We start from the raw sequence: 22730 nt of genomic DNA, 5'->3' as shown, positions 1-22730 counted from the left end.
GCCATGTCATTAACCCTGGAGCACGTCAGCCGTACCGTCGAGGGCCAGACCTGGATCGATGATGCGTGCCTTAGTTTCGAAGCCGGATCCTTCAACGTTTTGCTCGGGCGCACGCTGTCCGGCAAAACCAGTCTCATGCGCCTGATGGCCGGTCTGGACAAGCCTGACAGCGGCCGCATCCTGATGAACGGCGTCGACGTCACTCAGCGCCCGGTGCGTTTGCGCAACGTGTCGATGGTTTATCAGCAGTTCATCAACTATCCGACCATGACGGTGTTCGAGAACATCGCCTCGCCATTGCGCCAGGGCGGCGTTTCCAATGAGCTGATCCAGAGCAAAGTGCTGGAAACCGCGAAGATGCTGCGCATCGAGAAATTCCTCCAGCGCCACCCCCTCGAACTCTCCGGTGGTCAGCAACAGCGCACGGCCATGGCCCGGGCGCTGGTCAAGGATGCCGAGCTGATCCTGTTCGACGAACCGCTGGTGAACCTCGACTACAAACTGCGCGAAGAACTGCGCCAGGAAATGCGCGAGCTGTTCAAGGCCCACCACACCATCGCCATCTATGCCACCACCGAACCCAACGAAGCGTTGGCGCTGGGCGGCACCACCACCATTCTTCACGAAGGCCGGGTGATCCAGAGTGGCAAGTCTTCCGAGGTGTATCACCAGCCGGAAACCGTGCTGGCGGCAGAGCTGTTCTCCGAGCCGCCGATCAATCTGATGCCGGGACGTATCGCCGGCAACGAAGTCAGCTTCGCCAATTTCGTGCACTTCCCGCTCAACGTCGATTTGCGGCCGGTGGGCGAGGGCGAGTTCCGCTTTGGCGTACGGCCCAGCCATATTTCGCTGGTGCCGAGCAACGACGATGACCTGGAGTTGGCGGTGACCGTCGAGGTGGCCGAGATCAGCGGTTCGGAAACCTTCCTGCACGTGCGCAACGAGCATTTCCTGTTGGTGCTGCACTTGCCCGGCGTTCACGAATACGACGTCGATGCGCCGATTCGCATCTATATCCCGACCCATAAACTGTTTGTCTTCGATACGCAGGGGCGGCTGGTCCAGGCGCCCGGTCGACGTATCGCGAGGGTTGCCTGATGGCCGAAATTCGTTTGCAGCACCTCGCCCACAGTTACACCCGCACGCCGACTGGCCCCGAGGATTATGCGATTCGTGAGATGGACCACGTCTGGGAGCAGGGCGGTGCTTATGCGCTGCTCGGGCCTTCGGGCTGCGGCAAGTCGACCTTGCTCAACATCATTTCGGGGCTGCTCAGTCCGTCTCAGGGCCAGGTGCTGTTCGACAGCAAAGTGGTTAATGACCTGACCCCGGAAAAGCGCAACATTGCCCAGGTTTTCCAGTTTCCGGTGGTCTACGACACCATGACGGTGTTCGATAACCTGGCCTTCCCATTGCGTAATCAGGGCATGGCGGAAGCAAAAATTCACAGCAAGGTGCAGGAAATCGCCGAAGTTCTCGACCTCCAGACGCTGCTGAGCAAGAAGGCGCGCAACCTTACCGCCGATGAAAAACAGAAAGTCTCCATGGGCCGTGGGCTGGTGCGCGATGACGTGTCGGCGATCCTGTTCGATGAGCCGCTGACCGTGATCGACCCGCACCTGAAGTGGAAGCTGAGGCGCAAGCTCAAGCAGATCCACGAGCAGTTCAACATCACCATGGTCTACGTCACCCACGATCAGCTCGAAGCCTCGACCTTCGCCGACAAGATCGCGGTGATGTATGGCGGGCAGATTGTGCAATTCGGTACGCCGAGAGAACTGTTCGAGCGGCCGAGCCACACCTTTGTCGGCTATTTCATCGGTAGTCCGGGGATGAATCTGATCGAGGTTCAGCCGCAGCCAGGCGGTGTCGGTTTCGCCTCGACTCATTTGCCACTTTCCGATGCTCAACAGAAACGCATCGCCGAGTCCGAGTGGAAAACCCTGAAGGTCGGCATCCGTCCAGAGTTCGTGCACGTGTGGGACGAGCCGTTTGATGAGGCGATGCAGGCACAGGTCGTACACGTCGAAGACCTTGGCACCTACAAGATCATGACCCTGAACCTCGACGGCTCCCCTTTGAAAGTGCGCCTGGCCGAAGACAAGCCAGTGCCTGAGGGAACCGCCTACATCAGCTTCCCGGCTCAATGGTTGATGGTGTATGCCGACGAATATCTCCTGGAGACGTAGCCATGAACAAGGTGCAGAACAACAAGGCCTGGTGGCTGGTGTTGCCGGTGTTTTTGCTGGTGGCGTTCAGTGCGGTGATCCCGATGATGACGGTGGTCAACTACTCGGTGCAGGACATCTTCGACCAGTCCAGCCGCTACTTCGTCGGCGCCGACTGGTACAAGCAAGTGCTGCTCGATCCGCGCCTGCATGACTCTTTACTGCGCCAGTTCATCTACTCCGGCTGTGTGCTGCTGATCGAAATCCCGCTGGGCATCGCCATCGCCCTGACCATGCCGACCAAGGGTCGTTGGTCGTCGCTGGTGCTGATCATTCTGGCGATTCCGTTGCTGATTCCGTGGAACGTGGTCGGCACCATCTGGCAGATCTTCGGTCGGGCGGACATTGGATTGCTCGGCGCCAGCCTCAAGGCCATGGGCCTGAACTACAACTACGCGGCCAACACCATGGACGCTTGGGTCACGGTGCTGGTGATGGACGTCTGGCACTGGACGTCGTTGGTGGCGCTGTTGTGTTTCTCGGGGCTGCGGGCGATTCCGGACGTGTACTACCAGGCGGCGCGGATTGATCGGGCATCGGCCTGGGCGGTTTTCCGACACATCCAGTTGCCCAAGCTCAAGAGCGTGCTGTTGATCGCGGTGATGTTGCGGTTCATGGACAGTTTCATGATCTACACCGAGCCGTTTGTGCTGACCGGTGGCGGTCCGGGGAATGCCACGACGTTTCTGAGCCAGACCCTGACGCAAATGGCGATCGGGCAGTTCGACCTCGGCCCGGCAGCGGCTTTCTCACTGGTGTACTTCCTGATCATCTTGTTGGTGTCCTGGCTGTTCTATACGGCCATGACTCACTCTGACGCCAACCGCTGAGGTCTGCCATGAGCAAGAGAAAGCTTATTCCGCTGGTGATCTACATCCTGTTCCTGCTGGTGCCGATCTACTGGCTGCTGAACATGTCCTTCAAGAGCAACACCGAAATCCTCAGCGGCCTGACGTTGTTTCCGCAGGATTTTACCTTCGCCAACTACAAGGTGATCTTCACCGATCCGGCCTGGTACACCGGTTACCTCAACTCGCTGTACTACGTGAGCCTGAACACGGTGATTTCGCTGAGCGTGGCATTGCCGGCGGCGTATGCGTTCTCGCGCTATCGGTTCCTCGGTGACAAGCACCTGTTTTTCTGGCTCCTGACCAACCGCATGGCACCACCGGCGGTGTTTTTGCTGCCGTTCTTCCAGCTGTATTCCTCGATCGGTTTGTTCGATACGCACATCGCCGTCGCGTTGGCTCATTGCCTGTTTAACGTGCCGTTGGCGGTGTGGATTCTTGAGGGCTTCATGTCCGGCGTGCCGAAGGAGATCGACGAAACCGCCTACATCGACGGCTACAGTTTCCCCAAGTTCTTCGTGAAGATTTTCGTTCCGCTGATTGGCTCCGGGATCGGTGTGACGGCGTTTTTCTGCTTCATGTTTTCCTGGGTCGAACTGCTGCTGGCGCGAACGCTGACGTCGGTCAACGCCAAACCGATTGCGGCGGTGATGACGCGCACGGTCTCGGCGTCCGGTATCGACTGGGGCGTGCTGGCGGCAGCGGGGGTGTTGACCATCCTGCCGGGCATGCTGGTGATCTGGTTTGTTCGCAACCACGTGGCCAAGGGCTTTGCCCTGGGCCGGGTCTGAGGAGCTGATGATGGAATGGATGAGTTGGACCGGCCCTACGGCGGCATTCTTCAGCGTCATTGCCTTGATCCTGGTGGGCATGACGACCTGGGAACTGCGTTCGCCGAGCATTCTTCGGCGTGGTTTGTTGCCGATTGCCACCACCCGTGGCGATCGGTTGTTTATAGGTCTTCTCGGCAGCGCCTACCTGCATTTGCTGGTAATCGGCGTCACCGACTGGAGCATCTGGGTTGCGTTCGCGTTGTCCCTGGTGTGGCTGTTGGCTGTGATGCGTTGGGGCTAGTCGAATCGCTCGGCAAAGTTGCTCCGAAACCCTAAAAGGAGGTCTCTATGTTCGACAAAAACAATAAGCTGCGACATAGCGTTTCATTGGCAGCCATGCTGGCACTCAGCGGGTTGAGCGCTGCGGCCTGGGCCGATGCCTATGAAGACGCCGCGAAGAAATGGATTGGCAGCGAATTCACACCGTCCACCCTCACCCCAGAGCAGCAGCTCGCGGAGTTGAAGTGGTTCATCAAGGCGTCCGAACCGTTTCGCGGGATGAGCATCAAGGTGGTTTCGGAAACCATCGCGACCCACGAATATGAATCCAAAACGCTGGCCAAAGCCTTTACCGAGATCACCGGGATCAAGCTGACCCACGACTTGCTGCAAGAAGGCGACGTGGTGGAAAAGCTGCAGACCCAGATGCAATCGGACAAGAACATCTATGACGGCTGGGTCAACGACTCGGACCTGATCGGCACGCACTTTCGCTACGGCAAAACCGAATCGATCACCGACCTGATGGCCAACGAAGGCAAGGCCTACACCTCGCCGACCCTGGACATCAAAGACTTCATCGGCATCTCGTTCACCACCGCGCCGGACGGCAAGATCTATCAGCTGCCTGACCAGCAGTTCGCCAACCTCTACTGGTTCCGCGCCGACTGGTTCGAACGGCCAGAGTTGAAGGCCAAGTTCAAGGAAAAGTACGGCTACGAATTGGGCGTCCCGGTGAACTGGTCGGCCTATGAAGACATCGCCAAATTCTTCAGCGAAGACGTCAAGGAAATCGATGGCAAGCGTATCTATGGGCACATGGACTACGGCAAGAAAGACCCGTCCCTGGGCTGGCGCTTTACCGATGCCTGGTTCTCCATGGCCGGCGCTGGCGACAAGGGCATTCCCAACGGCTTGCCGGTGGACGAGTGGGGCATCCGCGTCGAGGACTGCCATCCGGTCGGTTCCAGCGTGACCCGCGGCGGCGACACCAACGGCCCGGCGGCGGTCTATGCAACCACCAAATACGTCGACTGGCTGAAGAAATATGCGCCACCGGAAGCGGCGGGCATGACCTTCTCCGAATCCGGTCCGGTGCCGTCCCAGGGCAACATCGCGCAGCAGATCTTCTGGTACACCGCGTTTACCGCCGATATGACCAAACCGGGCTTGCCGGTGATGAATGCCGACGGCACGCCGAAATGGCGCATGGCACCGTCGCCGCGCGGGCCGTACTGGGAGGAGGGCATGAAACTCGGGTATCAGGACGTGGGTTCCTGGACTTTCATGAAGTCCACGCCTGAGAAGCAAAAACTGGCGGCCTGGCTGTACGCGCAGTTCGTGACCTCGAAAACCGTATCCCTGAAGAAAACCATCGTCGGCCTGACGCCGATCCGCGAGTCGGACATCAACTCGCAAGCCATGACCGACCTGGCACCGAAACTCGGTGGTCTGGTCGAGTTCTATCGCAGCCCGGCCCGTGTGCAGTGGACCCCGACCGGGACCAACGTGCCGGACTATCCGCGTTTGGCGCAACTGTGGTGGAGCCACATCGCCGAAGCCGCCAGCGGCGAGAAAACCCCACAACAGGCGCTGGATGGTTTGGCCAAGGATCAGGATGCGATCATGACCCGTCTGGAACGCTCGAAAGCGCAAGCCACCTGCGCACCGAAAATGAACCCCGAGCGCGACGCGCAGTACTGGTTGGACCAACCGGGTGCACCGAAGCCGAAACTGGCGAACGAGAAGCCTAAAGGTGAAACCGTGAGCTATGCCGAACTGCTGAAATCGTGGGAGGCGGCGCGTAAGTAACAGGCTCTCTGCAGTGTTGAACGGCACTTTCGGGTGCCGTTTTTGTTAACGGTCACTTTCACGTTTCAGTGACTGCTGCACGGTTTTCAGTATCGGGAGTTCGAAGGCGTTGTGTCCGGCGTGGAGCAGACGACAACGGATGTTCTGGCGCTGGCGAAGCCAACGTACGCTGGACATGCCGAAGGTGTCTCTGATGCCTTGTATCACAACGGTATTGGCGTCGACCGAGAGACTTTCGTCCGCCCGTGTGAAGAAGTAGTGATTGATGTGGTAATGCAACTCCAGCCGGATGGCGCGCACGGCTTCTTCATTGACAAAGTCTTCGAGTGCGCACAGGCGCATCGATTGCCCGTTCAATTGCAAAATGGCCTGCAACCAGTGGATGGCTGCCTGACGTTGTTGCACCTCGCAACCCTTGCTCAGTATCTGGTAGATAACCCGCGCACTGGCGCCGTGGGAGCCATTGGTTATTTCAGATAAACCCTCGCTCAAGGTTTTATCGTAGGCGCTTACATTCGCGGCAAACGGTATGAACACCGAGACCAATGTGGTTTTAAGAATGACGTCGGGATAGCGCTGCTGGTATTGAATGGCCAGCCAGCTTCCCCATGAAACGCCCAGCAAGCTGACTTTTTCAAAACCAAAATGTCGACGCAGGGCATCGATGTCTTCAACGGATAGCCCGGTATTGTTGTGCTGGAGCTCTCCGAGAGGACGGGAGCGACCGCAGCCACGCTGGTCGAACACAATGATGTCGAAACATCGCAGATCAAAGAACGCAAGGTGCTGGGGAGTGCTGCGGCCACCCGGCCCGCCATGCAGGAAAAATATGGGTTCGCTGCCCGGTGTACCGTGCCGCTCCCAGTAGAGATGGTGGCCGTCACCGGTTGGGTAGTAGCCTTTGTTCAGGAAGGCAGCCATCAGAGGGGAACCCTCAGCCGATAGAACTGAAACAATTCCTTGTGCCCAGGGCGGGCCGCTACGCTGGAAACCAGCTCCAGGTTCAATGCCTGGGCCATGTAGGGAACAGCGATCAATACTGGCGTATGGCCGAAAATGATAAGGGTGCCACCCGGGTTCACACACGACGCCATATCGAGCAATGTTTGCTGCGCGTCGGTGCGAGTCATCACTTCGGCATTGAAGAAACGCAGTATCAGAACATCACATTTAACGCCGGTTGAGGCGATGTTGCGGGCATCGGCCAGGTAAAACTCGGCGGATGAGGTGGCATGACGAATTTTTGCGTGCTCGATCATCGAAACCGACCGATCAGAGCCCATGCACCGGCATTCCGGGAGCTCGCGGGCCAGGTGGGCGATGAACTCGCCCGTCGAACACGCTGGGTCATGAATCACTGTGCCGGCGCTCGATATCGTTTTGAGTAAGGCTGCACAATGCTGGCGAAAGTGACTTTCGTCGGCATCCAGCTGGGTGACGAGCGACTCAGTGCACTGCCAGTATTCGAGCGGGCATACAAACTCCTGCCCTGTGCCGTCAGTGGCAGGAAACGGGAAATAGACTTCGCTGTCTGGCTGAGTCTGCGCGATGTGGAAAGCTGTTTCCTTTTCTTGCGGGGTCACCCCTCGAAAAGAGATCACTGCACCTTCATTACCCCAATGCAGTTGAGCCAGCGGGCCGAGCAACATCCAGGGCCTAAGCAGGCTGTTGATGTGCCAGCCGTCAGGCTCAGTATGTTGCAGGACTTTTCGGCCTACCCAGTCGCGGTCATTAATACGCAAAACGAAGAGATGGTGCAGTCCTGGCCCCAAAGGCTCGATGTAGCGATTGAGTTCGGCCGGGGATGCAAAGGAATGGGCGAAGGTATCAGCCAGTCGTTGTTCTCGAAGGGGGTCGCTCGTATCGAATCGAGGGTTCATGCCGGCACTCCATGCCTGTTTTCCAATCGCCGCCCCCGCGCCTGCGGGATCACCACATTGCCGCTGGAAACAACGAAAAAACGCTCCAGCCCCGGAATGACGACATTGACTAGCGTGGTTCCGAGTTCGGTCTGATGAAGCTGTGCAATGCCCAGCGTGCGCCCATGTCGGTGCAGGTCCTCGGCCAGAAGACCGATCTGCTCGGCCAATGGCGGCTCATCGGGGGCAGCGGGCAAGGTCACCGTTTGCTGCTCGCACAGGTTCAACAGTGGATACAGATCGAATCGCAGGCAGCGCAAAAGGCGAGGGAATTTAGTCAGATGGCGTTGTGCGTTACTCAGATAGTCTCTCAGTTCGGGCTCCGAGGCCGAGTGATGCAACTGCACCAGTTCGGTTAGCGCTCGCCAGGCACCATGCCGGGCACTGATCGAGCAACCGGTGCCGAAGACTCGTGGCTGGGCGCAAGGTGCGGTTGAAAAGGCCAGAAAGGTTCGCGCAAGAAATTCAGTGCTGATGTCGACAAGGATAATCTCGGCGCCGATCTCCGTTTCGGCGTCCAGCCATAGCCGACCCAGAGCGTCTTGAGGGGACATACGCGCGATGCGGCGCAAGGGAGGGTGGACTTCGTAGTAAAAGTGTTTCAGTAGAAACAACGAAAGTGCATCACGCTCTATGCATTCATTGGCCGCATGCAAGACCGCCTCGTTATAACTTGCGCCAATAGCCGTTCCACTATTGCTGGCATAACGCTGCAGTGCGCCATAGTTCGTTGTGTCTTGTTCCAGCGTCTGCCGTGAATATCCGGGGGTGCTCAGAGCGATCGGATAAAAAAATGAAGTGTGATTTAGAGCGCTCGTATACGTTCGGCAGCCTGTTAAGGCATTGGGTTGTTCGACGATATGTGCAAGGACAGTATCGTCGGCAAATAGTGGCGTATTGGAAAAATAGCGCGGGGCTACATAGTGAATATCGGAAGTATTGAACCGGTCACTTAAATAATGCTCCAGGGTTTCATAAAGCGCACCGACACGGGCGTGTTGCAGGTAACCTTTACCCGATCCTCTGGCGGTACGGTGTGGATCGGTGGTGCTGACAGAAACATGGACCGCGACGATTTGCCGGCCAAGTGTGCGGGTGCCGATGCTGAGTCCCAGGCCATCCAGTTCGGCATGAATCCTCTGCTCGGCCTGCTCCAGGTTGAGTTCTCGTTCAGCAATTGTGAACCTGTCCATTGTCCGTTCCCTCGAGAAACGGGGGGGCCGTGGCCCCCCCGTTTTTTTATACAGCTTCCAGTTCGGCCTGCTCGGCCTCAGTCAGTTGCAGTTCTTCGATTTGCTCTGCCGTTGGAGCTTCCTGTTGTTCAAGATCGACAACTTTATTGGCGTTCCAGCTACTCATGTAACCCATGATTAAACTCCTTTTATTAGAAATTGGATGTGCCGTATCGAGCACGGAGCAAATGTATAAGTCAGGTGTTGGTTTGGTCAAAAATGACAGAAAGTTTCAGTGCCATTTTTCAAGGGGGGATGAAATACGTACACATCATTTGTCGGGTTGACGATTTTTTCGTGATTAATGGGTGGGCGCTGAATAGGGCTGTATTTCAAAACATACTCGCCCAACGATTTTGGCGTACGCATTTGTCGGAAATTTCAGCTGCATGGAGGGGTTAAATCGTGATGACTGAGATTTGTGATCCATTGGGTGCTGTGCGCAACGACTTTGCCTATAACGCACAAAGACGTTTCTAACAAAACGGCGTGTTGAGTCAGCGACTTTTTACCGCCGAATCTGCGCTCGAACCCACAAACGCAAAAACGGCACCCGAAGGTGCCGTTTCTGTAGTGTTTGTGTCGGTTCAGGTTAACGCTGCGAGCCTTTCCAATATCAGGGGAGGATAGGGAAGAGGTGGCCGGTTAAACCAGGATTGCTAAATCTGTGTACCTGGCAACCAACGGGTCCGCGGTGAGCAGTTTCATCGGCTCTGTCATGGCGGTTGCAACAATAAGGCGGTCGAACGGGTCGCGATGGTGATGTTCGAGGTCTTTTACGGCGATGGCATGTTCCGAAGTCACCGGCAGTTCGATGAACCCGCTTTCGAGGCAGTACTGCCGGATTTCTTCCAGGTCAACGTTCAGCTTTCCCAGCCCGACCTTGATCGCCATCTCCCAGAATGTCGCTGCGCTGACGTAAATATCAGCAGCGTTCTCAATTAGCGTTCTGGCTTTGCCGGATAGCCTGGAGTCATCACTGAGCGTCCAGAGCAAAATGTGCGTGTCGAGCAGAAGCCTCATTCTTGAGCGCCTTCAAAAGCATCAAGCATGTCGTCCGGCAATGGGGCGTCGAACTCTTCGGGCAGTACCAGTTTGCCTTTCATTGCTCCGAGACGCTGTCCGCAGGGTTTTCCCACGGGAACGAGGCGGGCAAGTGCCCGACCATGTTTAGTAATCGTGATGACCTGTCCCGCGGCGGCGTCATCGACGAGTTTAGATAGATTGTTTTTTGCTTCTGCCAACGGAACGATGATCATCATGTGTCCCCGTATTCTGGACAAATATAGCCAGAATTTTTGGCGGCGGCAAAGTTGTGTGGTTCCTCATTGATGACGGAGGCTAGTTTGGCGGCTTTCGCTTTTGGGTGTAGTAGCGAGACTTTACCTTGGCGCTCAGCGGCCAAGGCCTCGAAGCCTTCTACCAATTCTAAAAAGATGTCACGTTTCATTATTTGTTCTCGCCTCGATTGCTCTATCCAGCAGCCACTCAAGATAGAGCCAAGTGCTCAATGCTGGCTGTAGGACGAGGCGGATAGTCCGGCGAGAGCTTTCGGGGATAGCGAGAGGAGGGGAGTGCAGCGGTAACAAATCGTACAAACGCAAAAACGGCACCCGAAGGTGCCGTTTCTGTTTTCTACCGAGTGTCGCTTAAGCGATCAACCTGCCAACCCCGCCTGCTGAACCAGGACCAGCAACGGCTGCGGATACAGACCGAGGAAGAACGCCAGTGCAGCGATGGCCAGCAGCATCACGCCACCTGCACGTTGTTCCCAGTGCAGTTGCGCATCATGGCGACGCAGGTTCGGTTCGATCAGGTACAGGGTGACCATCACACGCAGGTAGTAGAAGACGCCGATGGCGCTGCCCAGTACCAGGGAACCGACAAGCCACCATTGGTGCGACTCGACGCCGGTAGCGATGATGTAGAACTTGCCGATGAAGCCTGCGGTCAGCGGGATACCGGCCAGGGACAGCATCATCACGGTCAGTACGGCGGTCAGGTACGGACGGCGCCAGAACAGGCCGCGGTATTCGTACAGGGCATCCGCGTCACGGCCGTTGTACGGCGAGGACATCAGGGTGATTACGCCGAACGCGCCGAGGCTGGTGATCACGTAGGTGACCAGGTACACGCCGATGGCTTCCACGGCCAGACCCTTGCTCGCCACCAGGGCGATCAGCAGGTAACCGAAGTGAGCGATGGACGAGTAGCCCAGCAGACGCTTGAGGTTGCTCTGGGTCAGTGCCAGCAGGTTACCGAACAGGATCGACGCGATGGCAATGATGGTCAGCACGTCGCTCAGTACACCGCTGCTCGCCGCGGGCGAGATCTGGAACAGACGCACCATCACTGCGAACACAGCGACTTTCGAAGCGGTGGCCAGGAACGCGGCCACCGGTGCCGGAGCACCTTCGTAAACGTCCGGGGTCCAGAGGTGGAACGGTACCAGCGACAGCTTGAACGCCAGACCGATCAGCATCATGCCCAGGCCCAGTTGCGCCAGCGAGCTTGGCAGGCCGGTGGCCGCGAGGGCCTGGCCGATGCCGACGAAGCTCAGGCTGCCGGAGTCGGCATAAAGCAGGGCCATGCCGAACAACAGGAACGCGGAACCGGCGGCCGACAGCACCATGTACTTGATACCGGCTTCCAGCGAACGCTTGTTGAAGAAGGCATAAGCCACCAGACCGTAGACCGGTACCGAGAGCAGTTCCAGACCGATGAACAACCCGGCCAGGTGCTGCGCGCTGACCAGTACCAGGCCACCGGCGGCGGCCATCAGGATCAGCAGGTAAAGTTCTTCACGGTTGCCCGGGTAACCCGAACCGCCATCGCCGAGGTAGGCGTGGGCGAGGGTCACACAAGCAAGGGTGGCGACCAGGATCAGCGCCATGTACAAGCAAGCGAAGGTGTCGATTTGCAGCAGTGGAGTCACGGCCAGAGGCGCGACTTTCAGGGCTGGCAGGATCGACAGCAACGCCAGGTTCAGACCCGCCACGGAAATCAGGAAGGTCTGCGAGTGGTTGCGGCGCCAGGCGATTGCCAGCATCACCACGATGATCGTGGCGCTGGTGATCAACAACGGCGCAAGCGCGATAAAGTGTTGAGTCGTGAATTCCATAGCGCTCTTACCGGGCCGAAGCGAGTTGAGTGAAGGCGGTGCCGAGCCATTGCTGCACGCCATGCATCGTCGCGGCAGAGGTATCGAGGAACGGTTGCGGGTACACGCCGATGAAAATCAGCAACGCTGCCAGACCGACCACCATGATCAGTTCGCGACCATCCATGCCATGCAGCACCGCGTCCGATTTGGACGGGCCGAAGTAGGCACGGTGGATCATGATCAGCGAGTAGACCGAACCGAACACCAGACCGGACGTCGCGAGGATAGTGATCAATGGAGCGCTCGGGAACGTGCCGATCAGGATCAGGAACTCACCCACAAAGTTACCGGTAGCCGGCAAGCCCAGGGACGCAGCTGCGAAGAACAGGCTGACGGCCGGCAGGTAAGCAATCTTCGACCACAGGCCACCCATCTCACGCATGTCGCGGGTGTGAGTGCGCTCGTACAGTTGACCACTGAGGATAAAGAGTGCCGCCGCCGACAGGCCGTGCGCCAGCATCTGCATGACCGCGCCCTGCAGTGCCAGTTGGCTGCCGGAGTAGATGCCGATCAACACGAAACCCATGTGGGAAACGGAGGAGTAGGCGATCAGACGCTTGATGTCGGTTTGGGCGAAGGCCAGGAACGCACCGTAGAAGATCCCGATCAGACCCAGGGTCATGGCGAACGGCGCGAACTCGGCCGAGGCATTCGGAAACAGCGGCAGGGCGAAACGCAGCAGACCGTAAGCCGCCGTTTTCAGCAAGATACCGGCCAGGTCGACCGAACCCGCGGTCGGTGCCTGGGCGTGAGCGTCAGGCAACCAGGAGTGGAACGGCACCACCGGCAGTTTCACCGCGAAGGCGATGAAGAAGCCGAGCATCAGGATGTACTCGGTGGTCAGCGACATCTTGGTTTTCAACAGGTCGGCGTAGTTGAAGGTAATCACGCCGGTGTCGTTGAAGTTGACCAGGACCAGACCCAGGATCGCCACCAACATGATCAGGCCGGAAGCCTGAGTGAAGATGAAGAACTTGGTCGCCGCGTAGATCCGGGTTTTCTTGCCGTCCGAAGAGCTGTGACCCCAGAGTGCGATGAGGAAGTACATCGGCACCAGCATCATTTCCCAGAAGAAGAAGAACATGAACAGGTCGAGGGCGAGGAACACGCCGACGACACCGCCCAGGATCCACATCAGGTTCAAGTGGAAGAAGCCAACGTGACGCTGGATCTCTTTCCACGAGCAGAGTACCGAGAGGATACCCAGCAGACCGGTCAGCAGGATCATCAACAGCGACAGGCCGTCGAGGGCCAGGTGCACGCTGATGCCGAAGCGCTCGATCCAGATGTGCTTGAACTCAAGCACCCAGGTCGGATCGGCGTCAGGTGCCGGAGCAAATGAATAATTACCGTGGGCCCACAGCCAGAGGCCGAGCGCGAGTTCCAGGGTCATGGTCAACAGCGCAATCCAGCGGGGGAGGGTAGCGCCGAAGCGCTCACCCATCCAGCACAGCAGGCCGCCGATGAAGGGGATCAGGATTAGCCAAGGCAGAATCATGACGGGCTCAATTCCTTTCGCAAGTTCGCAAGGTTCATATCAGACCGCTACCAGCACGATGGCGCCGATGACCAGCACGGAGCCGGCTGCCATCGATGCCGCGTACCAACGCAGTTGACCGGTTTCGGTACGGCTCAGGGCGGTGTGGCCGCCTTTGGCCATACGCGGGATCAGACCGATGGTCTGGTCGAGCGGGTCTCTGCGCAGTGCGTGGCTGATCGCAAGGTATGGCTTGACGAACAGTTTGTCGTAGATCCAGTCGAAGCCCCAGGCAGCGAACCACCAGGCCGAAAGGAAGCGGCCGATGCCGCTGTTGGCGATTGCAGTGACGAAACGACGCTTGCCGAGGAACAGCAGCGCGGCCAGCAGGATACCGGACAGGGCGATGGCGCCCGATGCGATTTCCAGACTGTGCTTGGCTTCGCCGCCGGCATGGCCGACGCTTTCCGGCAGCACGCCGTGCAGCGGTGGAACGATCATCGCGCCAATGGCGGTGGACAACACGATCAGCACCGACAGTGGCAGCCAGTGAGCGATGCCGTGACCGGCGTGCGCTTCGGTCTTCACTTCACCGTGGAACGCGATGAAGATCAGGCGGAAGGTGTACAGCGACGTCATGAACGCACCGACCAGACCTGCGTAAAGCAGACCGTGGTTGCCGCTGGCGAACGCTTCCCAAAGGATTTCGTCTTTGGAGTAGAAACCTGCGGTCACCAGTGGCAGGGCCGACAGAGCCGCGCCGCCGACGATGAAGCTGGCGTAGGCCAGTGGCAGTTTTTTCCACAGGCCGCCCATCTTGAAGATGTTCTGCTCGTGATGGCAGGCAACGATCACCGCACCGGACGCAAGGAACAGCAGCGCCTTGAAGAAGGCGTGGGTCATCAGGTGGAAGATCGCGCCATCCCACGCGCCAACGCCCAGTGCCAGGAACATGTAGCCGATCTGGCTCATGGTCGAGTAGGCGAGGATACGTTTGATGTCGGTCTGAACCAGTGCGGCAAAACCGGCGAGTACCAGGGTCACACCGCCGACGATGCCGACGAGGTGCAGGATATCCGGCGCCAGGGCAAAGAGGCCGTGAGTACGGGCGATCAGGTAAACACCGGCGGTCACCATGGTTGCGGCGTGGATCAGTGCCGAAACCGGAGTAGGACCGGCCATCGCGTCCGCCAGCCAGGTTTGCAGCGGCAGTTGCGCGGATTTACCGACAGCGCCGCCCAGCAGCATCAGGGTGGCCATGACCATCCAGAAGTCGCCAGCCTGGAATTTCTGTGGCGCCAGCACCAGCAGTTCCTGGATGTTCAGCGTGCCCAATTGCGCGAACAGGATGAACAGGCCGATGGCCATGAACACGTCGCCGATACGGGTGACGATGAAGGCTTTCAGTGCCGCGTTACCGTTGTTGCGGTTGCTGTAGTAGAAACCGATCAACAGGTACGAGCACAGGCCCACGCCTTCCCAACCGAAGTACAGGAACAACAGGTTATCGCCCAGCACCAGGAACAACATGCTGGCAATAAACAGGTTGGTGTAGGCGAAGAAGCGCGAGTAACCGGCTTCACCGCGCATGTACCAGGACGCGAACAGGTGGATCAGGAAGCCAACGCCGACCACCACACCGAGCATGGTCAGGGACAGACCATCCAGGTACAGCGCGAAGTTAGGCGTAAAGCCTTCCACCGCCATCCACTGCCACAACACCTGGGTGTAGTGACCGCCTTCAGGTGGCGCAACGTTGAACTGCCAGATCACATAAGCCGTGACGATGGCAGACAAGCCGATGGAACCGACGCCAATCAGCGCCGATAGGTTTTCCGAGAAGCGACCGCGTGAAAACGCCAGCAGCAGGAAACCTATGAGTGGGAATACGAAAGTCAGATAGAGAAGATTCATCCGCGCATCTCGCTGGCAGCGTCGATATCGAGAGTGTGGAAGCGGCGATACAGCTGCAACAGAATCGCCAGGCCAATACTGGCCTCGGCGGCTGCCAGGCTGATCACCAGGATGAACATGATCTGTCCATCCGGCTGCGCCCAGCGGCTACCGGCAACGATGAAGGCCAGTGCGGAGGCATTCATCATGACCTCCAGGCTCATCAGCACGAAGAGAATGTTGCGGCGGACCATCAAACCGACCAGACCGAGGCAGAACAGGATGCCGGCGACCGCCAGACCATGCTCCAAAGGGATAGCAGGCATCGTCATTGCTCCTTGGCTTCGTTGCGGCCCAAGTGGAACGCCGTGACGGCTGCGGCGAGCAGCAACATCGAGGCGAGTTCGACCACCAGCAGATAAGGACCGAACAGGCTGATGCCCACGGCCTTGGCGTCTACGGAGGTGTGGCCGATGGCCTGACCGCTGGAGTGGCTGAACAGCACGTACAGCAGTTCAACCAGCAGCAGGGTGCCGAGTGCGACCGGGCCGAGCCAGATGCCGGGCTTGAGCCAGACGCGCTCTTGCTGAACCGAGGCGGGGCCCAGGTTCAGCATCATCACCACGAACACGAACAGCACCATGATGGCGCCAGCGTAGGCGATCACTTCCAGCACGCCGGCGAACGGCGCGCCGAGGGCGAAAAACGTCATCGCCACGGCAATCAGCGAAATGATCAGGTAGAGCAGGGCGTGCACAGGGTTGGTGTTGGTGATCACGCGAAGCGTGGACACAACAGCGATACCCGATGCGAAATAGAAAGCGAATTCCATCTTTCTTCCTTAAGGCAGCAAGCTCTTCACGTTGATCGGTTCGGCTTCATTCTGCGCGGCGCCTTTCGGCTTACCGGCAATCGCCATACCTGCAACACGATAGAAGTTGTAATCAGGGTTTTTGCCGGGGCCGGAGATCAACAGATCTTCTTTCTCGTACACCAGGTCCTGACGTTTGAACTCGGCCATCTCGAAATCCGGTGTCAGCTGGATCGCGGTGGTCGGGCAGGCTTCCTCGCAGAGGCCGCAGAAAATGCAGCGCGAGAAGTTGATACGGAAAAACTCGGGGTACCAGCGACCGTCATCGGTTTCAGCTTTCTGCAGCGAGATGCAACCGACCGGGCACGCCACGGCGCACAAGTTGCAGGCTACACAACGCTCTTCGCCGTCGGGGTCGCGGGTCAACACGATACGGCCACGGAAGCGCGGCGGCAGGTACACCGCCTCTTCCGGGTATTGCAGCGTGTCGCGTTTGCGGAAGGCGTGGCCGAAGATCATCACCAGGCTGCGAAGCTGGGTGAAGAAGCCATGCACGATGTCAAATATGTACTTCATGATTCTCTATCCTCACTGAGCCGCGACGGCGGGCGTGTTGAGCAACACGATCGCAGCGGTCACCAGCATGTTGACGAGGGTCAGCGGCAGGCAGAACTTCCAGCTGAAATCCATCACTTGGTCATACCGTGGGCGCGGAATCGAGGCGCGCAGCAGGATGAAGAACATGATGAAGAACGCGGTTTTCAGTGCGAACCAGATGAACGGGATCTGCGGCAGAATGCCAAACGGACCGTGCCAGCCACCGAAGAACAGGGTCACCAGCAGCGCCGAAATCAACACGATGCCGATGTACTCACCGACGAAGAACATGCCCCATTTCATGCCGGCGTATTCAATGTGGTAACCGTCAGCCAGTTCCTGCTCCGCTTCCGGCTGGTCGAACGGGTGACGGTGAGTCACGGCGACGCCGGCGATGAAGAAGGTCAGGAAACCGAAGATCTGCGGAATGACGAACCACAGGTTCTGCGCCTGGTATTCAACGATGTCGCGCATGTTGAACGAGCCAACCTGGATCACGATGCCCATCAGCGACAGGCCCATGAACACTTCGTACGACACGGTTTGCGCCGAGGCCCGCAAGCTGCCCAACAGGGCGAACTTGTTGTTACTCGACCAGCCGGCGAACAGCACCGCGTAGACCGACAGACCGGCCATGGCGAAGAAGAACAGGATGCCGATGTTGATGTCCGCCACACCCCAGGTCGGGGTGATCGGGATGATCGCGAAGGCAATCAGCAAGGCGCTCATGGCCACAACCGGTGCCAAGGTGAAGATCACCTTGTCGGCGAACGGCGGGGTCCAGTCTTCCTTGAAGAACATCTTGATCATGTCGGCCGCAATCTGGAACGCGCCGAACGGGCCGACGCGGTTCGGACCGTAACGGTCCTGCCAGAGGGCGAGCAGACGACGCTCGACCCAGCTCAGCAGCGCGCCGCACACCACGACGGCGAGCAGAATCACGATGGCCTTGAGGACCGCGATGATCACGTCAATCACTTCAGGCGTGAACCAGGTCATTGAGCTGCCTCCTGCAGACCGTCAACGGATTTGCCAAAGATCGCTGGTGGAATGCCGGCGATACCGGCCGGCAATGCGACCAGACCGGCACCCAGCTCTTCGTTGATGCGCAGCGGCAGACGCAGGGTCTGGCCAGCAACGCTCAAGCTCAGCAGGGCGCCGTCATTGACACCCAGACGGTCGGCTTCGGATTTGGCCAGCGACACGTAAGCGGCCGGGATGCGTTCCTGAACCGGTGCGGCTTTGGAAGAGTTCTCTTCGCTGCCGAACAGGTGGAAGAACGGCACAACCTGCCAGGTGCCCGGAGCCGGGTTGAACGCGCGAGGAACACTGGCGAACCAGTTCAGCGAGTCACCGGTGCTTTCGATCAGGCGGGTGCCCGGGTCGCCAGCGCGGATGTGACCACCGACTTCGTCCTGGAACTTGTTCCAGGCTTGCGGCGAGTTCCAGCCCGGAGACCAGGCGAATGGCACTTGCTGGCGCGGTTCGACCGAGCCCGAGTAACCTTCCATGGAGAACGAGAACGCGGTGTCGTTGTCCTGGGAAGTACGCGGTTCGTGCACGCTGATGTCGGCGCGCATGGCGGTACGACCGGAGTAACGCAGCGGTTCGCGAGCCAGTTTCAGGCCTTTGATGCGGAACGCGGCGGACGGTGCGGCGCTGACAATGCCGGCCAGTTGCGGAGTGCTGGCGGCGCAGGCAGCGGTGACGTGGTCCAGTTGGGTCCAGTCGATCGGCTGGTTCAACAGGGTGGCGCGCAGGGCATGCAGCCAGCGCCAGCCTTCGTGAACCATGATGCTTGCGTCGAGGTAAGTCGGGTCGAAGACCTGGAAGAAGCGCTGGGCGCGGCCTTCCTGGCTGACCAGCGTACCGTCGCCTTCAGCGAAGCTGGCGGCTGGCAGAACCAGGTGCGCGCGATCGCTGGTGGCGGTCTTCTGATGGTCCGCCACGATCACCACTTTCGCGGCGTTCAGGGCAGCATCGACCTTGGCTTTGTCAGTTCGGGTGTACAGATCGTTTTCCAGCACGACGATAGCGTCGGCTTTGCCGTCGATCACCGCTTGCAGCGCGGCATCGACCGAGTCGCCACCGAGCATGGCCAGGCCGAGGCTGTTGGCCTCTGGCACGATCAGGCTAATGGAGCCGTTCTTCTCGCGCAGCTTCAGGGCCTTGGCGATGTTTGCCGCGGCTTCGATCAGCGCCTTGGAACCCAACGAGGTACCGGCAATGATCAGCGGACGCTTGGCGGCGAGCAGGGCGTCGGCAATGCGCTTGGCCAGCTCGAGGGCTTCAGCGTCCAGACCTTCAACGGCAGGCGCGCTGGCGTCGAGGGCGTGAGCCACGGCGAAACCGATGCGGGCCAGGTCGTCTGGCGCAGCGTGAACGCATTCTTCAGCGATGTCGTCGAGCTTGGTTTCAGCCAGGCTGGCGATGAACAGCGGGTTCAGAGCGTTCTGACCGATGTTCTTCACGGCGGCGTCGAGCCAAGGCTGAACGCGCATGGCGTCGGCCATGTCTTCGGCTTTGCCTTTGACCGATTGACGCAGGGACAGGGCCATACGCGCAGCGGTCTGGGTCAGGTCTTCACCGAGGACGAAGATCGCATCGTGGTCTTCGATGTCGCGCATGTTCGGGATCGGCAGCGGGCTGTCTTTGAGCACCTGCATGACCAGACGAATGCGTTCCAGCTCGGCGGCTTCGATACCGGAGTAGAAGTGCTCGGCACCGACCAGCTCGCGCAACGCGTAGTTGCTTTCGAGGCTGGCACGCGGCGAACCGATACCGACGATGTTGCGACCGCGCAGCAGGTCGGCGGCTTTATCCAGCGCTTCGTCGAGGGTCAGCTTGGCGCCGTTGGCCAGTAATGCCTGACGCGGGCGATCCTTGCGGTTGACGTAGCCATAGCCGAAACGGCCACGGTCGCACAGGAAGTACTGGTTTACCGAACCGTTGAAACGGTTTTCGATACGACGCAGTTCACCGTAGCGCTCGCCCGGGGAGATGTTGCAACCGCTGGAGCAGCCATGGCAGATGCTCGGCGAGAACTGCATGTCCCACTTGCGGTTGTAGCGCTCGGAGTGAGTCTTGTCGGTGAACACACCGGTCGGGCAGACCTCGGTGAGGTTGCCGGAGAACTCGCTTTCCAGGGTGCCGTCTTCAACGCGACCGAAGTACACGTTGTCGTGGGCGCCGAACACACCGAGATCGGTGCCGCCGGCGTAGTCCTTATAGAAGCGCACGCAGCGGTAGCAGGCGATGCAGCGGTTCATTTCGTGACCGATGAACGGGCCGAGATCCTGGTTCTGGTGGGTACGCTTGGTGAAGCGATAACGGCGCTCGTTGTGGCCGGTCATCACGGTCATGTCTTGCAGGTGGCAGTGACCGCCTTCTTCACAGACCGGGCAGTCGTGAGGGTGGTTGGTCATCAGCCATTCGACGACGCTGGCGCGAAACACTTTCGCTTCTTCGTCGTCGATGGAGATCCAGCTGCCGTCGGTGGCGGGGGTCATGCAGGACATGACGATCCGACCACGCTTGTCGTTCTCGTCGGTGTACTGCTTGACCGCGCACTGGCGGCAAGCGCCAACGCTGCCTAGGGCTGGGTGCCAGCAGAAATAAGGGATATCGAGGCCTAGCGACAGACATGCCTGTAACAGGTTGTCTGCCCCATCGACTTCGAGCTCTTTGCCGTCTACGTGGATAGTGGCCATGGTTCAAAGTTCTTCGTTGGCCCGGTGTCAGCGGGCGTGGCTAATGGAATCTTGTTATTCGCGTGAATCAACACAGCCGCTTGCGGCGTCATCACACGACAAAGCGAAGGGCACGGACCCTTCGCTTTTTTAAGCGTTTACGCGCCGACTACGATCGGCCTTGCCAGAGGCGGGACGACGGCGCTGGTAGGCGCGATGCCGGCTTCGAACTCATGGCGGAAGTATTTGATTGCGCTGCCCAACGGCTCCACGGCGCCCGGTGCGTGAGCACAGAAGGTCTTGCCCGGGCCGAGGAAGCCGACCAGACCCAGCAGGGTCTCGATATCGCCGGCTTGCCCTTCACCGTTCTCGATCGCGCGTAGAAGCTTGACGCTCCACGGCAAACCGTCACGGCACGGGGTGCAGAAGCCACAGGATTCGCGGGAGAAGAACTCTTCCATGTTGCGCAACAGGGAAACCATGTTGACGCTGTCGTCCACCGCCATGGCCAGGCCGGTACCCATACGGGTGCCCACTTTGGCGATGCCGCCGGCGTACATTTGTGCGTCCAGGTGTTCCGGCAACAGGAAACCGGTACCGGCGCCACCTGGCTGCCAGCACTTGAGCTTGTAACCGTCGCGCATGCCGCCGGCGTAGTCTTCGAACAACTCGCGACCGGTGACGCCGAACGGCAATTCCCACAGGCCCGGGTTCTTGACCTTGCCGGAGAAGCCCATGAGCTTGGTGCCCATGTCTTCACTGCCTTCGCGGGCCAACGATTTGTACCAGTCCACGCCGTCGGCAATGATCGCCGGCACGTTGCACAGGGTTTCAACGTTGTTCACGCAGGTCGGCTTGCCCCACACGCCAACGGCCGCAGGGAAGGGCGGCTTGGAGCGCGGGTTGGCGCGGCGGCCTTCGAGGGAGTTGATCAGTGCGGTTTCTTCACCGCAGATGTAACGTCCGGCGCCGGTGTGGACGAACAGCTCGAAATCGAAGCCGCTGCCCAGAATGTTTTTACCCAAAAGGCCCGCTGCCTTGGCTTCTTCCACTGCACGGTTCAGGTGCTTGGCGGCGGTGGTGTATTCGCCACGCAGGAAGATGTAGCCACGGTAGGTTTTCAGCGCGCGAGCACTGATCAGCATGCCTTCGATCAGCAGATGGGGCAGTTGCTCCATCAACATGCGGTCTTTCCAGGTGTTCGGTTCCATCTCGTCCGCGTTGCACAGCAGATAGCGGATGTTGATGGATTCGTCTTTGGGCATCAGGCCCCACTTCACGCCCGTGGGGAAGCCGGCACCGCCGCGACCTTTAAGACCGGAGTCTTTCACGGTCTGGACGATGTCGTCCTGAGCCATGTCGGCGAAAGCCTTGCGCGCAGCCGCGTAACCGTTCTTGGCCTGGTACTCGTCGAGCCAGACAGCTTCGCCGTCGTCACGCAGACGCCAGGTGAGCGGGTGAGTCTCGGCCGAACGCTTGATGCGGTTGGCTGGACCGAAGGAAGTCAGGGTCATACGTAGCCCTCGAGCAATTTGGCAACGCCGGCAGGCTGCACATCACCGAAAGTGTCGTCGTCGATCATCAACGCCGGCGCCTTGTCGCAGTTGCCGAGGCAGCAGACCGGCAGCAGGGTGAAACGACCGTCGGCGGTGGTCTGACCCAGGCCGATGCCCAGATTGCTCTGGATTTCGCTGACAACGGATTCATGGCCGCCGATGTAGCAGACCATGCTGTCGCAGACGCGAATGATGTGACGGCCGACCGGCTGACGGAAGATCTGGCTATAGAACGTCGCCACGCCTTCCACGTCGCTGGCCGGGATGCCAAGAATTTCGCCGATGGCGTAGAGCGCGCCGTCAGGCACCCAGCCACGTTCCTTCTGGACGATCTTCAGGGCTTCGATCGACGCCGCGCGCGGGTCTTCGTAGTGATGCAGCTCGTGCTCGATGGCCGAGCGCTCGGTTTCGCTCAGGGCGAAACGGTCTGTCTGGATAAGCGTGCTGTTCATG

General features: G+C 59.1%; 23 protein-coding genes. 6 read left to right on the top strand and 17 right to left on the bottom strand.

Annotation, left to right across the window (positions count from 1 at the left end):
* Window positions 1-3 precede the first annotated feature (3 nt).
* The 6 genes from E3W21_RS27260 to E3W21_RS27235 are packed head-to-tail and all read left to right on the top strand — an operon-like array spanning window position 4 to window position 5940.
* The gene (locus tag E3W21_RS27260; protein ID WP_134422656.1) at window positions 4-1098 is read left to right on the top strand and encodes an ABC transporter ATP-binding protein; all 1095 of its coding nucleotides are present in this window, start codon (window positions 4-6) and stop codon (window positions 1096-1098) included.
* Window positions 1098-2189, top strand: a complete 1092-nt coding sequence (locus E3W21_RS27255) for an ABC transporter ATP-binding protein (RefSeq protein ID WP_134422654.1) — start codon at window positions 1098-1100, stop codon at window positions 2187-2189. The genes E3W21_RS27260 and E3W21_RS27255 overlap by 1 nt, the downstream gene beginning before the upstream one ends.
* A gap of 2 nt (window positions 2190-2191) precedes the next feature.
* On the top strand, window positions 2192-3058 hold the full coding sequence (locus E3W21_RS27250) for a carbohydrate ABC transporter permease (protein ID WP_129436920.1): 867 nt from the start codon (window positions 2192-2194) through the stop codon (window positions 3056-3058).
* A gap of 8 nt (window positions 3059-3066) precedes the next feature.
* On the top strand, window positions 3067-3867 hold the full coding sequence (locus tag E3W21_RS27245; protein ID WP_129436919.1) for a carbohydrate ABC transporter permease: 801 nt from the start codon (window positions 3067-3069) through the stop codon (window positions 3865-3867).
* A 10-nt stretch (window positions 3868-3877) separates the two neighbouring features.
* Complete coding sequence (locus E3W21_RS27240) at window positions 3878-4150, top strand: DUF2160 domain-containing protein (protein WP_008146061.1); 273 nt, start codon at window positions 3878-3880, stop codon at window positions 4148-4150.
* A 47-nt stretch (window positions 4151-4197) separates the two neighbouring features.
* Window positions 4198-5940 carry an ABC transporter substrate-binding protein gene (locus E3W21_RS27235; protein ID WP_129436918.1) on the top strand — a complete coding sequence of 581 codons (1743 nt, stop codon included), beginning with the start codon at window positions 4198-4200 and terminating at the stop codon, window positions 5938-5940.
* 45 nt (window positions 5941-5985) lie between these two features.
* On the opposite strand, the gene E3W21_RS27230 is transcribed toward E3W21_RS27235, so the two are convergent.
* The 17 genes from E3W21_RS27230 to nuoE all read right to left on the bottom strand — a co-directional run bounded on the left by E3W21_RS27230 (window position 5986) and on the right by nuoE (window position 22729).
* Window positions 5986-6861, bottom strand: coding sequence for an alpha/beta fold hydrolase (locus E3W21_RS27230; RefSeq protein WP_134422652.1), 876 nt, complete (start codon window positions 6859-6861; stop codon window positions 5986-5988).
* Window positions 6861-7820, bottom strand: coding sequence for a trans-aconitate 2-methyltransferase (locus tag E3W21_RS27225; RefSeq protein WP_134422650.1), 960 nt, complete (start codon window positions 7818-7820; stop codon window positions 6861-6863). The genes E3W21_RS27230 and E3W21_RS27225 overlap by 1 nt, the downstream gene beginning before the upstream one ends.
* Window positions 7817-9052: a YcaO-like family protein gene (locus E3W21_RS27220; RefSeq protein WP_134422648.1), complete on the bottom strand. Its 1236-nt coding sequence runs from the start codon at window positions 9050-9052 to the stop codon at window positions 7817-7819. Before E3W21_RS27220 ends, E3W21_RS27225 begins: the two co-directional genes overlap by 4 nt.
* Window positions 9053-9098: 46 nt before the next feature.
* Window positions 9099-9227, bottom strand: a complete 129-nt coding sequence (locus tag E3W21_RS32025) for a hypothetical protein (protein WP_256661669.1) — start codon at window positions 9225-9227, stop codon at window positions 9099-9101.
* A gap of 509 nt (window positions 9228-9736) precedes the next feature.
* Entirely contained in the window at window positions 9737-10114 is a 378-nt protein-coding gene (locus tag E3W21_RS27215) for a type II toxin-antitoxin system VapC family toxin (protein WP_134422646.1), read from the bottom strand.
* Entirely contained in the window at window positions 10111-10350 is a 240-nt protein-coding gene (locus E3W21_RS27210; protein ID WP_134422712.1) for a type II toxin-antitoxin system Phd/YefM family antitoxin, read from the bottom strand. The genes E3W21_RS27215 and E3W21_RS27210 overlap by 4 nt, the downstream gene beginning before the upstream one ends.
* Complete coding sequence (locus E3W21_RS32460; protein WP_371927166.1) at window positions 10350-10541, bottom strand: hypothetical protein; 192 nt, start codon at window positions 10539-10541, stop codon at window positions 10350-10352. Before E3W21_RS32460 ends, E3W21_RS27210 begins: the two co-directional genes overlap by 1 nt.
* 207 nt (window positions 10542-10748) lie before the next feature.
* Window positions 10749-12212, bottom strand: a complete 1464-nt coding sequence (gene nuoN / locus E3W21_RS27200; RefSeq protein WP_033057078.1) for an NADH-quinone oxidoreductase subunit NuoN — start codon at window positions 12210-12212, stop codon at window positions 10749-10751.
* A gap of 7 nt (window positions 12213-12219) precedes the next feature.
* Window positions 12220-13752, bottom strand: a complete 1533-nt coding sequence (nuoM, locus tag E3W21_RS27195) for an NADH-quinone oxidoreductase subunit M (protein ID WP_134422644.1) — start codon at window positions 13750-13752, stop codon at window positions 12220-12222.
* 39 nt (window positions 13753-13791) lie between these two features.
* Window positions 13792-15645: an NADH-quinone oxidoreductase subunit L gene (gene nuoL / locus E3W21_RS27190; protein ID WP_129436913.1), complete on the bottom strand. Its 1854-nt coding sequence runs from the start codon at window positions 15643-15645 to the stop codon at window positions 13792-13794.
* Entirely contained in the window at window positions 15642-15950 is a 309-nt protein-coding gene (gene nuoK, locus E3W21_RS27185) for an NADH-quinone oxidoreductase subunit NuoK (protein ID WP_007940879.1), read from the bottom strand. Before nuoK ends, nuoL begins: the two co-directional genes overlap by 4 nt.
* Before the next feature lie 2 nt (window positions 15951-15952).
* Window positions 15953-16456, bottom strand: coding sequence for an NADH-quinone oxidoreductase subunit J (gene nuoJ / locus E3W21_RS27180; RefSeq protein ID WP_129436912.1), 504 nt, complete (start codon window positions 16454-16456; stop codon window positions 15953-15955).
* Between the two features lie 9 nt (window positions 16457-16465).
* Window positions 16466-17011 carry an NADH-quinone oxidoreductase subunit NuoI gene (nuoI, locus tag E3W21_RS27175; protein WP_019648466.1) on the bottom strand — a complete coding sequence of 182 codons (546 nt, stop codon included), beginning with the start codon at window positions 17009-17011 and terminating at the stop codon, window positions 16466-16468.
* Between the two features lie 12 nt (window positions 17012-17023).
* Window positions 17024-18031, bottom strand: coding sequence for an NADH-quinone oxidoreductase subunit NuoH (nuoH, locus tag E3W21_RS27170; RefSeq protein WP_008146046.1), 1008 nt, complete (start codon window positions 18029-18031; stop codon window positions 17024-17026).
* Complete coding sequence (gene nuoG, locus E3W21_RS27165) at window positions 18028-20742, bottom strand: NADH-quinone oxidoreductase subunit NuoG (RefSeq protein ID WP_134422642.1); 2715 nt, start codon at window positions 20740-20742, stop codon at window positions 18028-18030. Before nuoG ends, nuoH begins: the two co-directional genes overlap by 4 nt.
* 137 nt (window positions 20743-20879) lie before the next feature.
* The gene (nuoF, locus tag E3W21_RS27160; protein ID WP_008146041.1) at window positions 20880-22235 is read right to left on the bottom strand and encodes an NADH-quinone oxidoreductase subunit NuoF; all 1356 of its coding nucleotides are present in this window, start codon (window positions 22233-22235) and stop codon (window positions 20880-20882) included.
* Complete coding sequence (nuoE, locus tag E3W21_RS27155) at window positions 22232-22729, bottom strand: NADH-quinone oxidoreductase subunit NuoE (RefSeq protein WP_008146039.1); 498 nt, start codon at window positions 22727-22729, stop codon at window positions 22232-22234. The genes nuoF and nuoE overlap by 4 nt, the downstream gene beginning before the upstream one ends.
* Window position 22730 lies beyond the last annotated feature (1 nt).

The organism is Pseudomonas sp. F01002 (assembly GCF_004402115.1).
Taxonomy (GTDB): domain Bacteria; phylum Pseudomonadota; class Gammaproteobacteria; order Pseudomonadales; family Pseudomonadaceae; genus Aquipseudomonas; species Aquipseudomonas frigoris.
The sequence above is the reverse complement of the archived record's forward strand: the minus strand, read 5'-3'. Positions and strand labels throughout refer to the sequence as shown.